The 13,115-nt window shown below is 58.0% G+C and carries 9 protein-coding genes, 1 tRNA gene and 2 pseudogenes; 8 read left to right on the top strand and 4 right to left on the bottom strand.

What is annotated here, in order from left to right; genetic code table 11:
- Window positions 1-144 precede the first annotated feature (144 nt).
- Window positions 145-1,261, bottom strand: a pseudogene (locus BLR94_RS12060) (aldehyde dehydrogenase family protein).
- Between the two features lie 278 nt (window positions 1,262-1,539).
- Between BLR94_RS12060 and BLR94_RS12055 the strand changes: the two are divergent.
- From BLR94_RS12055 to BLR94_RS12025, 7 genes and pseudogenes are all read left to right on the top strand, one after another.
- Window positions 1,540-1,616: transfer RNA gene (locus tag BLR94_RS12055), tRNA-Ile, on the top strand.
- Between the two features lie 411 nt (window positions 1,617-2,027).
- On the top strand, window positions 2,028-3,152 hold the full coding sequence (locus BLR94_RS12050; RefSeq protein ID WP_084305001.1) for a Fic family protein: 1,125 nt from the start codon (window positions 2,028-2,030) through the stop codon (window positions 3,150-3,152).
- Between the two features lie 85 nt (window positions 3,153-3,237).
- Window positions 3,238-4,007 (top strand): annotated as a pseudogene (locus tag BLR94_RS12045) (nuclease-related domain-containing protein).
- A 135-nt stretch (window positions 4,008-4,142) separates the two neighbouring features.
- Window positions 4,143-5,543: an ATP-binding protein gene (locus BLR94_RS12040; protein WP_084304999.1), complete on the top strand. Its 1,401-nt coding sequence runs from the start codon at window positions 4,143-4,145 to the stop codon at window positions 5,541-5,543.
- On the top strand, window positions 5,540-6,520 hold the full coding sequence (locus tag BLR94_RS12035) for an O-methyltransferase (protein ID WP_084304998.1): 981 nt from the start codon (window positions 5,540-5,542) through the stop codon (window positions 6,518-6,520). The genes BLR94_RS12040 and BLR94_RS12035 overlap by 4 nt, the downstream gene beginning before the upstream one ends.
- Before the next feature lie 118 nt (window positions 6,521-6,638).
- Window positions 6,639-7,736 (top strand): DNA cytosine methyltransferase, encoded by a 1,098-nt coding sequence (locus tag BLR94_RS12030; protein WP_084304996.1) that lies wholly within the window; start codon window positions 6,639-6,641, stop codon window positions 7,734-7,736.
- A 588-nt stretch (window positions 7,737-8,324) separates the two neighbouring features.
- Window positions 8,325-8,960, top strand: coding sequence for a LuxR C-terminal-related transcriptional regulator (locus BLR94_RS12025; protein WP_084304994.1), 636 nt, complete (start codon window positions 8,325-8,327; stop codon window positions 8,958-8,960).
- Window positions 8,961-8,963: 3 nt separating this feature from the next.
- Here BLR94_RS12025 and BLR94_RS12020 read toward each other — a convergent pair whose 3' ends face one another.
- Window positions 8,964-10,595, bottom strand: coding sequence for a hybrid sensor histidine kinase/response regulator (locus BLR94_RS12020; RefSeq protein WP_084304992.1), 1,632 nt, complete (start codon window positions 10,593-10,595; stop codon window positions 8,964-8,966).
- A 207-nt stretch (window positions 10,596-10,802) separates the two neighbouring features.
- On the opposite strand from BLR94_RS12020, the gene BLR94_RS12015 reads away from it, so the two are divergent.
- Complete coding sequence (locus BLR94_RS12015) at window positions 10,803-11,192, top strand: hypothetical protein (protein ID WP_084304990.1); 390 nt, start codon at window positions 10,803-10,805, stop codon at window positions 11,190-11,192.
- 192 nt (window positions 11,193-11,384) lie between these two features.
- On the opposite strand, the gene glyA is transcribed toward BLR94_RS12015, so the two are convergent.
- Together glyA and BLR94_RS12005 are read right to left on the bottom strand one after the other, a co-directional pair.
- Window positions 11,385-12,638 (bottom strand): serine hydroxymethyltransferase, encoded by a 1,254-nt coding sequence (gene glyA / locus BLR94_RS12010; RefSeq protein ID WP_084304988.1) that lies wholly within the window; start codon window positions 12,636-12,638, stop codon window positions 11,385-11,387.
- Window positions 12,639-12,759: 121 nt separating this feature from the next.
- Window positions 12,760-13,115, bottom strand: a 356-nt coding sequence (locus tag BLR94_RS12005) for an integrase core domain-containing protein (RefSeq protein ID WP_139207443.1), incomplete at its 5' end; no start/stop codon positions are given.

Genomic DNA, 13,115 nt, shown 5'->3' with positions numbered 1-13,115 from the left:
GGCTGTGCCGGAATTATGAATGGTCAGTTTGCCTGCTGGCCTGTCGTCGCCGCGTCGACGGGCACGGCCGGAGCCCTTCGCGGACAGGCCGCCAAGGCGCCTGTCGATGCCACGGCCGGGTGGCCCTGGCCAATGGCACCGGCCTCAGTAGGTGATGCACACCGATTTGGTTGCGGTGAAGCCTTCGATGGCCGCGCGGCCGAATTCCCGGCCCATACCCGACTGCTTATAGCCACCGAAGGGCAGGTTGGGGTCGACGGCACGTGGTTGTTGACCCACACGGTGCCGGTTTCGATCCGCGGGATCAGTTCCACCACGCGGCCCAGGTCATTGCTCCAGAGGCTGGCGGTGAGGCCGTAGCAGCTGTCGTTGACCATGCCCGGTGCCTGCTCGACATCGAACGGCAGTACCGCAGGCACCGGCCCGAAGAGCTCTTCCTGGACCGCCGTCATGTGCTGCTGCAGGTTGCCGAGCACCGTGGGTCGCACGAAGTACCCCGGCAGGTCGGGCTCGCCGCCGGTGGTGAACTGCGCGCCTTCGCGGCGGGCGATGTCCAGGTAGCGCAGCGCGCTGTCCTGCTGCTTGCGCGAGACCAGGGCATTGATCTGCACGTCGGGATCCATGTCGGCGCCGATCTTCAGGGCGGCAACCTGGGCGGTCAGCGGCGTCTCGTCGGCGGGCTTGATGATGATGGTGTTGCCGCAGGCCAGGGCCGGCATGATTTTCCACAGGGCGATCATCATCGGGAGGTTCCATGGCACGATGCAGGCAATCACCCCCGACCGGCTCGCGGCGCGTGTAGGCGTTCAAGCATGCCCCGGCGGGCACCGGGATCGACACGTCGAGGGTCTGGCCCTCGATCTTGGTCGCCCAGCCCGCCATGTAGCGCATGTAGTTGAGCGAGGCGCCGACTTCCACGGCGCGTGCCAGGTGGATCGACTAGCCCTGGTCGAGGGTTTCCAGTTGCGCCAGCTGTTCATCTTGGGCCTCGACCAGACCGGCGAAGCGCAGCAGGATACGCTCGCGCTGGGCCGCTCCAGACCCCGGTTTCGAAGGCCTGCCGGGCGCTGCGCACGATGCGCTCCACCTGGTGGGCATCGGCCTGCCGGGTGCGGCTGATCACTCGGTTGGTGGCTGGGTCGAAGATACCCCGGACGGTGCCCGTGCTGGTCTGGCGCTGTTCGCCATCGATGAACGAGGCGTGCGGGCGTGCAAGGAAGTCCTCGACGCTGGCGAGGGTCGCGATCTGAGAGGTTGTCACGAGCGGCTCCTGTACTGGGCAGGTGGATGGTTCGCCGATGGCGATCACCTATCCAGCATAAGGAGCGGCGCCCGGGGTGACTTGACTCTGCCTGCCGGCGAGACATGACTCTGCGTGCACGACCTGGCGCCGCACGTGCCGGCGCGGCTGTGCAGGCGACCCCTACATTTATTCCCGGGATTGGAAGCGCTGCACACTGTGACTGCGATGTCAGCAGACCCCCTGCGCATCGGATTGGCGCTCGGCCAGGTGCATCGGTATAATCCGCCGGCCTCTGAGGGCCTATAGCTCAGTTGGTTAGAGCAGAGGACTCATAATCCTTTGGTCCACGGTTCGAGTCCGTGTGGGCCCACCATGTAAATCAAAGAATTAAGCTAGCCTTCGGGCTGGCTTTTTCTTTTTCTACGGCCTGAAAATTTTTTGGTCACCGTTAGGTATCTGCTGGCCAGCACCGTCATGTTTTTGCTCAGCCGAAGCGTAGCAGCTAACCACCGGTGGAGCGTCATACAGCTCTACTTAGCCCAGTTCTTCAGAACTCACTATCAGGGTATTGATATGGCTTAGAGAAAATGATGGCGCTAGGCATCAGCGTTGACGCAGAGGAGATTTTCGTCATGACGAAATCTCCCAGGTGGCCATGTATTGGGCGCCTCTCTGATCGAATGGCTCATCCTGATAATTAGACATTGAGCCGAATATCGGGGACTATCAGCTCAAAATATGAGCCGAATAGGTTGGCTAATCGACTCATGCATGAGCATTCTTGATGACTCCCCCTTACTGGACCTGGCAACAGCCTGAATGGCCACACTTCACCTGGCAAGCTGCACAGCTCGCTCCGCTGCTACGTGCATGCACCCACGCCCAAGGCCGGCTGTTAGGCATGCTGGGTGCTGCTGGAAGTGATACAGAGGCGCAGAGCAGCCTGGATGCCATGCTGCAGAATATCGTCACGTCGTCCGCTATCGAAGGCGAACAACTTAACGTCGGGTCAGTGCGCTCCTCGCTGGCAAGACGCCTGGGCTTGAGTGAGGATGGTCGCACGACACCCCGTTCGGAAGGGTTGGCGGAGCTGTTGATTGATGCCACGCAGGAATGTCAGTCATCGTTAGATCTACCACGCCTTCTCAACTGGCATCGTTGGTTGTTTCCTGTCGATGAGAGTCTATCGGCTCGCCCCCTACACATTGGTGAGCTGCGTGGTGAGGAGCCGATGCAGGTCGTTTCTGGCCGGCTTGATCGACCAACCGTTCATTTCGAAGCACCGCCACGGGAAGGACTGGATCAGCACCTGGCGGAGTTCCTAGCCTGGTTCGAAAGCAGTCGCAGTGATGTGAGTCTTGATCCATTACTGCGTGCAGGGATCGCCCATTTCTGGTTCGTCACCTTGCACCCGTTCGACGATGGCAACGGCCGTCTCACGCGGGCCATCACCGATATGGCCCTGGCACAAAGTGAGCAACAGGCCATCCGCTTCTACGCCATGTCAGCGAGTATCCTGGACGACCGCGCAGGCTACTACCGCGTCCTTGAGGCCAGCCAGAAAGGTGGCCTGGATATCACTGCATGGCTGCACTGGTTCCTGGGCACGCTGCTGAAGAGCCTGGAGCAGGCCTTGGCGCGTATCGACAGAGTGCTGGCCAAAGCCCGCTTCTGGCAGGCGCATCGAGGACAGGCTCTGTCTGCTGAACAAATCAAGGTGCTGAACCGGCTGCTCGACGGTGGCGAGTGCGGCTTTGGAGATGGCATCAGCGCGGCTCAATATCAATCTGTTGCTAAGGTATCCAAAGCCACAGCAACGCGGCACTTGAGTGTTCTACTGGATAAGGGCTGCATTGTCCGCCTGCCTGGCGGTGGCCGTAGTACTCGCTATCAGATCATCGCTGACTGATACAGCTACCTTTTAATACTATCGTGCCATTACGCTAAATTTCGGTACTATCCAGCCAACGCAGGATTCTCCGAAAGGTCGAGAAATGGACTTCACCCCTGTTATTGCCCAGGTATTGGGCATGCTGATCTGGTTTATCCCAGCCGTATTTCTGATCGCGCTGATCAAGTCGCCTAGGGCCAAGGGCCATATCGGCGAACTGATCGTCCGATTCTTCGCTCACAGACAGTTGGATGAGCACACCTACCGCCGCCTGCATAACGTCACCCTGAATACGCCCGATGGCACGACGCAGATCGATCACGTCTTTCTGTCGATCTACGGCATCTTCGCGCTGGAAACGAAGAACATGAGCGGCTTGATATTCGGCAGCGAGAAGCAGGCACAATGTACGCAGAAGCTCTATAAACGCACCTTCAAATTCCAGAGCCCGCTGCGGCAGAACTACAAGCACCTCAAAGCTCTGGAAGCCACCCTTGGCGTCCCCCCCGAGCACCTGCACTCGGTCATCACCTTCGTTGGCGGCAGCAGCTTCAAAACCGAAATGCCGGTCAACGTGACCCAGGGCATTGGCTTATCCGCTATATCAAGTCATTCCAGCAACCCGTATTCAGCGAGGCTGAAGTCGAGGCCATGCTGCACGCACTGCAATCCGGCCGCCGTGCGCCGACGCTTGCCACGCACCGCGAGCATGTGCAAAACCTTAAGCGGCGTAGTGACCCGACAGCCGAGCGACAATGCCCGAAATGCAGCAGCGCGCTGCTGTTACGAACAGTGAAATCAGATCCGAAAGCGGGACAGCAATTCTGGGGCTGCTCGGCGTTTCCCAAATGCCGAACGATGCAGAGTTTTTGAAATGAATGTAAGAATAGAAAGTCGTGGTCTGCCCCAATTGCCGTACGGAATGACGATCACCAGCGTATACGATGGCCCAAGTGGTATGCCATGATCTGCACAGCCCTATCGATTTATTATGCATAAAGGGATTTTATGATCGAGATAGTCCAAGTAAAAGCATTCCCAGCAAAACGCTTTTTCGTTGAGATGCTGACCCGAGATATTGAGTTGAAAGACTCATTACTTGATTTGCTTGATAACTGTATTGATGGTGTTATGCGTGAGAAAAAGGATCACCTCGACGATCCTCTCCCTTACGAAGGCCACACAGCACATATAACCTTCAATAAAGAAGAGTTCAAAATAACTGACAATTGTGGCGGCATCCCAAAGGGAGTTGCACTCGATAGAGCCTTTCGCCTGGGTCGCCCTGATAAAGAAACAGACTCAGATATTCCGACTGTCGGTGTTTACGGTATAGGCATGAAGCGCGCCATTTTTAAAATGGGCCGCCAAGCAGTAGTTTCATCTTTTACAGAGGAAAGCTCATATACAGTCTCGATATCGCCAGACTGGATAGACGACGACAATAACTGGGAGCTTCCCCTGGAAGAAATAGAGCGTAAAGACGAGCAGACAGGAGTAAGTGTTTCAGTAACCGATCTGTACTCTGGCGTTTCTCGCCTCTTCTCAGATGCAACCGCTTTTGAAAATGACCTAATTAAATCCATTTCCGCATACTACGGGAACATTATTCTCAAAGGATTTAATGTCTTCGTTAATGGAAAAAGAGTTCTGCCAACAGGCTCCTCGTTCATCCTAAGTCAGGAGGCATTTAATACAGGCGCAGGCATCGCGCCCTACGTATATACGGGGGAAGTGAACGGCGTATCTATTGAGATGGCCGTAGGCTTCTATCGAAATTTACCAACTGACGAGGAACAAGAAGAGTCCTTGTTAGGGCGTCCATCCACAGAGCAAGCAGGATGGACGATCATATGCAATGATCGAGTCGTCCTCTATGCAGACAAAACCAGGGTGACTGGGTGGGGAGAGGCGGGAGTTCCTCAATACCACACCCAATTCGTCTCAATAGCCGGAGTTGTAAGCTTTAAATCAAATGATGCCGCTCGTCTGCCAGTTACAACGACTAAGCGGGGGATCGACGGAAACTCTGAACTTTATTTGTCAGTAAAAGAGTTTATGCGCGAAGGAATGAAACTTTTTACCAGTTATACAAATAAGTGGAAAGTACCCTCTGCGGACAGGCCCGAACTTGCCACTCCTGCCTTGGCATCAACGGCCAAGAGCATCGTTGCCATGGTTCCTGCTGACAAATGGTCCCAAGACCGTAAAAGCACAATCAAGGGGAACAAATTTAAGCCCGTCTTGCCGACTCCTGAAAAGAACGATGAATTTAGATTCATGCGCTTCTCACGGCCACTTTCCGACATAAGGACACTCGGAGAGCATTACTTTGATGATCCGGATTATGCACCAGGCGAGATCGGAGGCATCTGCTTTGACGAGGCACTGAAGAGGATAAAAGGATGAGCGCCGGAGGTAACATCCCTTATCATCTTCGCCAGAACAAGGCTATCGAGAGAAACCTTTTTATTGACCTGCTTACACGAGTTGGAAGATATTTTAATGTATCGGACTTCCAATATATCGGCTTTGGCGGGCCATTCCTAGAGGATTTTAAGCACCTGCACTCATCTCTTAGGATCTCTAACATGATTTCCTTAGAGATGGATGGGAACGTATTCTCAAGGCAGAAGTTTAACAAGCCGTCCTCGTGTATTGCGCTGCGAAAAGAGAGCAGCTCGGACTTCTTGAATTCCTTTGACTTCGACGCTGCAGACAATCTGATAGTCTGGTTTGACTATGCAACTCCGCAGATTAGTATACAGCTTGCCGAACTTCAGCAGCTTGTAGAGAAGCTGAGTCATGGTGATATATTTAAAGTTACGGTTAACGCAACCCCGGTTTCATTAGGGCATGCCGATGCTAAGGCCGAAATATTGAATCGCAGAGCAGAAACAGCCCGAGCCCGACTGGGGGAATACGCCCCGGCACATATAAATCCTAGCGACGTTAATACAAAGAATTATCCAGCACTTCTTCTCAAGGCCTTAATTAACGCGGCAAAGCACGGGCTTGCAGGTGACTCAAGTTTAGTACTGGAGCCGCTTGTTTCTTTTGCTTACACCGACGGACAACAAATGCTGACGCTTTGTTGTGTTCTTTTAAATGCTGAAGAGCGAGATCAGTTCTTCGACAAAACGAGGTTGCGCAGTTGGCCATTTTATAACGACTGTATTCAAGCCCCTAAATCTATCAGTGTTCCCGTGCTTTCTCTTAAAGAGCGTGTGCATGTGGAGTCCATGCTGCCCGGTGCGACTGCGGACGAAATTTTCGAAGATCTAAATTATTACGTCGGCAAGGATGATCAATCGGCGCGGGATGAAATGAGTAACTTCATTTCGTTCTACAGAATGTACCCTTGGTATTCGAGGGTAGTGATTTAGGTTGTGCCGGCTAGCCCCTAGGGGGTGTGCTTTGCCCAATCAGCTGATAGGATTCCGCGCCCGATCGACAAGCCAGCTCCATTGGAGTACCGTTTGATCGCCATAACGGAATTTCTCTATGCTGACCCTTTTAGACCTCTTCAGCGGGTGTGGTGGCCTCACCCTTGGCTCCAAACAAGCTGGATTCACCACGGAGCTTGCGGTTGACATCGACCCCATTCTCTCCAGCTCATTCGGACTGAATTTCCCGGCGATTCCTTTCCTCAATGCTGACGTCACGACGCTGACAAGCGACAGACTTAAAGCCCTTCTACCTCGTGGTGTTGATGGGGTGATTGGGGGCCCTCCCTGCCAGGCTTTTAGCGGGATGGGGAGGGGCTTAGCAGACGACCCCAGGCGCTCGCTGCTGGGCGAGTTCTTCCGAATTGTGGCGACTGTAAAGCCTGCATTTTTCATGATGGAAAACGTGCCTGGATTGGTTTTCCCAGCTAACAGGCACGTTCTTGAGGAGGCCATCGCGTCCCTGAGAGGGAAATGGCAAATAGTTGGCCCTGTTGTTTTAGATGCATCTGACTTTGGCGCTCCTACCAAGCGCCGCCGCGTTTTTGTGTTTGGTTTCGATAAACAGAGAATGCGGGTTCCCAGCTTAGAGAGCCTGACCCAATCAGATGCTCTGAGGGTCAACGTTCATGACGCGATCGGGGATTTGGCTACTTCAACAACCGTTCGGGGAAACCCTAATCTTTGGAAATACGGCGCCCGCAAGGCTTCTGCTTACGCTCAGAAGCTGCGCGCAGAGTCAGGGGTCTTTACAAGCCACCAACTAACCGAGCATCGGGCCGAGACAGTCGAGCGATTTCAGTCAGTCCCGCAAGGAGGCGTCGATCCTGTAGGAAAATATAAACGGCTTGCTTGGGATGGCCTATGCCCTACCTTGAGGGCAGGGACTGGTAGTGATCGTGGCTCCTACCAAGCAGTGAGGCCGTTACATCCGTTAGAGAATCGTGTGATCACTCCTCGCGAGTGCGCAAGGCTTCAAGGATTCCCTGATGATTTCATTTTCCATCCAACCGTGTGGCATAGCTGCAGGATGATTGGCAACAGCGTCTCTCCGATAATCGCAGCAACACTACTGAGCAATATCAGGGCCTCTCTGGAGCATGATCCGGTAGTCAGTGGAAGAGAAAAGCAACCATTAGAAATGGCCACACCCTAGGCATTAGGTACAGCCAAATGGTTCTCATCAGTACAATGGCGGTACAGTACTAAGTTTTTACCGATTCCGCATAATTACGCTCAACACCAGTAACCACGCTACTTCCAGCTAACTGTACCTACGCTAACCTACTCACGGTTTCACTAGGCTTGCAGCGTTTCCAGGCAACTCATAATCCTTTGGTCCACGGTTCGAGTCCGTGTGGGCCCACCACCTTGAAAGCCGCGCATTGCGCGGCTTTTGCGTTTCTGGCGGGTGATGCGCGAGCGCGTTCACCGCGCAGTGCTGCCGTCCTCGAACCAGCCATCCTCTTTGATCCTGTCGATCACATCCCTGCTTGGCTGTAGAGCTTGGGCCCGTGGCGGTTCACTGCATGACGTTCTGCAGATGGGCAGCAGGCCGCTCGGCGGAAGAAACAGGCAAACCTGCCTCCGTTCCAGGATCTTTTCAACGCATCCGGGGGTCTATGTCGCTTGGCCGCCATCTGCAGGGAGCGATGTGCCGGCCCCATCCGGCCCAGACTGAGAACCAGGTCGTGGCGCCTCCACGGATATGACTGTAGTCTGAGCCCATAATGAAAATATCCTTATGATCGATCGCTCCCCGCAAGACCGCATTATCGTCGCCGATGATCACCCGGTCTTTCGCGAAGGCCTTAGCCGCATCGCGCAACGCGTGTTCCCCCACGCTTGCATGCTCGAGGCCGGCGACATGGACGAGGTGCTCGCCCTGGCCGGCGCCGGCGCGCCGCCCAGTCTGTTCATGCTCGATCTGCTGTTTCCGGGGCAGTCCCCGCAGGCCATTGGTGCGTTGCGCCAGCGGTTCCAGCGCAGCTCCATCGTGATCGTATCGATGGTCGACAACCGCGAGCTGATCGACGAGGTGATGGCCGCTGGTGCCGATGGGTTCATCGGCAAGGCGACGCCGCCCGACGAAATTGCCGCCGGGCTACTGGCCGTGCGGGCGGGGGATTTCGTCCTCAGCCTGGGCCCGGCCGGGGTGCCGGCCTTTACCGAGGGCAGGCACTTGCTCGAGCAACTGACGCCCCGCCAGCAGGACGTGCTGCGGCTACTGGTGCGCGGCCTGTCGAACAAGGAGATCGCCCGCCAGTTGGACATCTCTCCCTTTACCGTTCGTATCCATGTCTCGTCCCTGCTGCGCACGATGGATGTCGGCAGCCGTGCCGCCGCAGCCGCCAAGGCAGCGCAGGCGGGCTTGCGCTGAGCGTCAGGCGGCCCGCGATGCGAGTTTGAGTGCCACCAGCAGCGAGCGCAGTTCGGCGGGCTGCACGGGCTTGGACAGGATCGGAATGTTGTCGTCGCCCAGCTGTTCCTGCACACGGCGCACGTCGTGCCCGGTCATGATGATCGCCGGGACGTTGCGGCCGCTGAGTGCGCGGACATGCTTGATGCAGTCGGCCCCGGAGGCTTCGCGCCCGAGGTCGAAGTCGGTGACCACCAGATCGAAGTCCGGCGATACGTCGGGCAGCGAGGTGAAGGTGGCGACTTCGCAGCCCCACTTCTTCAGCAGGGTGGCGGTGGCCAGCAGCACGTTCTGATCGTCCTCGATCAGGCACACTCGCAGCCCATCCAGCATGCGTGGCGCCTGGTTGCCGCCCTGTGCCGGCGCTGCGCGCTCGACCGGCGGCGTCACCCGCTGCAGGCCATCGATTGCCGCGAGGGTGCCGTGGCCCTCCACGGAGCGGATGCGAATACGCAGGTCCATCAGAGTGGCCAGCCGCCTGACGATGGTCAGCCCCAGGCCCATACCCTCGACATCGCTGTCGCGGGCCTGACGCACCCGGTAGAACTCTTCGAAGATGTTATCGAGGTGCGCTTCGGCGATGCCTCGGCCCTTGTCGTAAAGCTCGATGGACACGCCCGTGCTCCTGCTTCGGCAGCCGATCAGCATGGGCTGCCCCGGGGCGTACTTCAGGGCGTTGGAGAGCAGGTTCTGCAGCATGGTGGTCAGTAGCCCTTGATCGGCGTACACGTATATCGGCGGGCAGCGCAGGCGGATAGCCACCCCGGCCCAGCGAGCCGCTTCGGTATTCTGCTGGACCAGTTGCTGCAGCAGGTTGTGCAGTGGCAGGGCTTCCATCTGCGGGACCACCTTGCCACTGTCCAGCGAGTAGATGTCGAGAATCGAGCGGAACAGGCGGGCAACGCTGTTCAGCGATTTGTCGATGTTCTCTACCAGACGCTTCTGCTCGCTGTCCAGGCTGCTGTCGCGCAGGCAGGCGGTGAACAGGCTGATGGAGTGAATGGGCTGACGCAGATCGTGACTGGCCTGCGCCAGGAACTGCGACTTGGCCAGGTTGGCAGCCTGCTCGGCCTCGGTCGCCCGGCGTGAGCGCTTGAGCAGGGAGTGTATGTAGGCCGGCACCATCAGGGTGGTGAGCACCAGGGTGAAGATCAGGTAGGGCTGCGACTGCCAGTAGGCCGACGTGACGGTGATTATCAGCAGCGAGAGCGTGGCCATGATGGTTGCCAGCAGCAGGTAACCCGCCCTGTAACGCAACCCGTAGCCGACCGTCACCCAGAGCAGAACGGCGTAGATCGGCAGCATGGGGGCGCCGCCCGCTGAAATGACCAAGGTGATGGTGGTGTAGTCGATCAGCATGGTGAGCACCCGTCGCAGCGGGTAGCTGCCGGGGCGGCGGCGAATGTCGAACCAGAGCGCCAGGGCGGCGGCACAGTAGGTCGCTTCGTAGAGGAAGATATCCCAGGCCACCTCCGCCTCGATCATGGCGAGGTAGTAGAGCACCAGTGCGTAGCTGATGGCGATTGGCGAGATGATCAGGCGCACGACCGCCTGAGCATGCTCGACGTCGTACGCCGGGGAGGTGGTTACGGACATGGGGATTCCCTGCAGGCCATTCGAGTCGGATATCCGCCCACCATAGGCCGCCGGCATTTGCACACGCAAGACAACAATAAGTCCGCAAAGTGCCTTTAGCACACCCGTACTATTCCGCTGCTCATATACCCTTTCTAAAATCGCGGGCATCGCTTCGGCAATGAGTCGGAGTCCACTGACAGACTGACAGATAGAGGGACGCATCGAATGGCTACCAAAGGAACGCTTGGGGCTCTACTCATTGCACCCGTGCTGGTCACCCTGGCAGGGTGCCTGCCGCAGAACACGCAAAGCCAGGGCCTGCACAGCTCGCAGGTGGCCGGTGGCGCCGCACCGTGCACGCCGAGCACCTCCGACAACTTGATCTCCACCGGCCGCAGCCTGCTGAGCATCGCCAACTCCGTGCTGGAAACCCAGCAGAGCTTCCAGGGTGACTCAACCACCTACGCCCAGCGCATGCAGGCTGCGGAGAAGGCGCAGAAGGTCAACCAGGGCAATGACGTGCTCAACAACGTCGAAAGCATGACCGCCGGCCTCGGTGCCAGCGCTCCGTGCACGGCCACCGCTACTGCCGCACCGGCCGCTGCATCGCGTTGATCACGAGTGCCCCGTCAGCCTGTTCGGGAAACCGAGCAGGTTCGCTACCGAAAAAGCCGCGCAGTGCGCGGCTTTTTCGTGTGTGGCGTTTGCTTTCAGCGGTGAGGTGGCAGGCATCCTAGGGGCCTTGTTTTTTCACCGGCATGAAAAAGCCCGGCATCGGCCGGGCTCTTTCGTTTGCAGCGCTGCCGCTTACTTGCCGTAAACCGGCAGTTTGGCGCAGATGGCCTTGACCTTCTCACGGACGGCGTCGATCACCGCTTCGTTGTTCAGGTCGGCCAGGATGTCGCAGATCCAGCCCGCCAGTTCCTTGCACTCGGCCTCCTTGAAGCCACGGGTGGTGACCGCCGGGGTACCGAAGCGCAGGCCGGAAGTCACGAACGGGGAGCGTGGGTCATTCGGCACCGAGTTCTTGTTGACGGTGATGAAGGCCTTGCCCAGCGCGGCATCGGCGTCCTTGCCGGAGATTTCCTGCTTGATCAGCGAGAGCAGGAACAGGTGGTTCTGGGTGCCGCCGGAAACGACGTCGAAGCCACGCTCGATGAATACGCCGGCCATGGCCTGGGCGTTTTTCACGACCTGCTGCTGGTAGGTCTTGAACTCGGGCTGCAGCGCTTCCTTGAAGCAGATCGCCTTGGCGGCGATGACGTGCTCCAGCGGGCCGCCCTGGGCGCCCGGGAATACGGCGGAGTTGAGCTTCTTCTCGATGTCGGCGTTGGCCTTGGCGAGGATCAGGCCGCCGCGCGGGCCGCGCAGGGTCTTGTGGGTGGTGGTGGTCACCACGTCGGCGAACGGCACCGGGTTGGGGTACACCCCAGCGGCGACCAGGCCGGCCACGTGGGCCATGTCGACGAACAGGTAGGCACCTACCTTGTCGGCGATGGCGCGGAAGCGCGGGAAGTCCAGAACCTGAGAATAGGCGGAGAAGCCGGCGACGATCATCTTCGGCTTGTGCAGGGTAGCCAGGCGCTCGACTTCGTCGTAGTCGATCAGGCCGTTGCCGTCGATGCCGTACTGAACGGCGTTGTACAGCTTGCCCGAGGAAGACACGCTGGCGCCGTGGGTCAGGTGGCCGCCGTGGGCCAGGCTCATGCCGAGGATGGTGTCGCCGGCGCTGAGCAGGGCCAGGTAGACGGCAGCGTTGGCCTGGGAGCCGGCGTGGGGCTGGACGTTGGCGTAGTCGGCGCCGAACAGCTCCTTGGCTCTGTCTATTGCAAGCTGCTCGACCACGTCGACGTACTCGCAGCCACCGTAGTAGCGCTTGCCCGGGTAGCCTTCGGCGTACTTGTTGGTCAGCACCGAGCCCTGGGCTTCCATGACGGCCGGGCTGGTGTAGTTTTCCGAGGCGATCAGCTCGATGTGCTCTTCCTGGCGCAGGGCTTCTTGCTGCATGGCTTCGAAGAGCTCGGCGTCGTACTTGGCAATGGTCAAATCACGGCTGAACATGGCAATCCCCTGAGAGTCGGCTGGGCAGATGAAAATAGGCTGCGGATTCTAACGCATCCGGGCTGGCCAGGCATATGAAGCGTGATCATGGCCAGGATAAGCCGCGTTCACTCGCTGCCCGCTAGGTGTGTAAACCCAGTACGTTGTTCAGTGGAAGTGGCGCGCGACTGATGGGTGGTAGGTAGCCTAGGCTGGCGTGAGGTCGGTGCCAGTTGTAATGATGAAGCCAAGGTAGCAGGTGGGCGGCCCGTTGCTCTGAAGTGTCATAGCTGCAGGCATACGCCCACTCGCGCAAGCTGGTCTGGATGAATCGCTCGGCCTTGCCGTTGGTGCGCGGTGTGTAGGGTTTGGTCCACAGATGACGCAAGCCAAGCCTGCGCACCAAACGCCGGAAGCGCTTGGATCGGTAGCAGACGCCATTGTCGGTCATGATGCGAGTAATCCGTATGCCCAGGCCGCGGTAGTAGCGCAGCGCCT

It is taken from the genome of Phytopseudomonas flavescens (assembly GCF_900100535.1).
Taxonomy (GTDB): domain Bacteria; phylum Pseudomonadota; class Gammaproteobacteria; order Pseudomonadales; family Pseudomonadaceae; genus Aquipseudomonas; species Aquipseudomonas flavescens.
Note: the sequence above shows the minus strand (reverse complement) of the source record. Positions and strands in the feature narration are given on the sequence as shown.

What these genes read in the sequence shown, in the direction of transcription:
- BLR94_RS12050 (WP_084305001.1), top strand. Translation starts at nt 2,028, where the DNA reads ATGACTCCCCCTTACTGGACCTGGCAACAGCCTGAATGGCCACACTTC.
- BLR94_RS12040 (WP_084304999.1), top strand. Translation starts at nt 4,143, where the DNA reads ATGATCGAGATAGTCCAAGTAAAAGCATTCCCAGCAAAACGCTTTTTC.
- BLR94_RS12035 (WP_084304998.1), top strand. Translation starts at nt 5,540, where the DNA reads ATGAGCGCCGGAGGTAACATCCCTTATCATCTTCGCCAGAACAAGGCT.
- BLR94_RS12030 (WP_084304996.1), top strand. Translation starts at nt 6,639, where the DNA reads ATGCTGACCCTTTTAGACCTCTTCAGCGGGTGTGGTGGCCTCACCCTT.
- BLR94_RS12025 (WP_084304994.1), top strand. Translation starts at nt 8,325, where the DNA reads ATGATCGATCGCTCCCCGCAAGACCGCATTATCGTCGCCGATGATCAC.
- BLR94_RS12020 (WP_084304992.1), bottom strand. Translation starts at nt 10,595, where the DNA reads ATGTCCGTAACCACCTCCCCGGCGTACGACGTCGAGCATGCTCAGGCG.
- BLR94_RS12015 (WP_084304990.1), top strand. Translation starts at nt 10,803, where the DNA reads ATGGCTACCAAAGGAACGCTTGGGGCTCTACTCATTGCACCCGTGCTG.
- glyA (WP_084304988.1), bottom strand. Translation starts at nt 12,638, where the DNA reads ATGTTCAGCCGTGATTTGACCATTGCCAAGTACGACGCCGAGCTCTTC.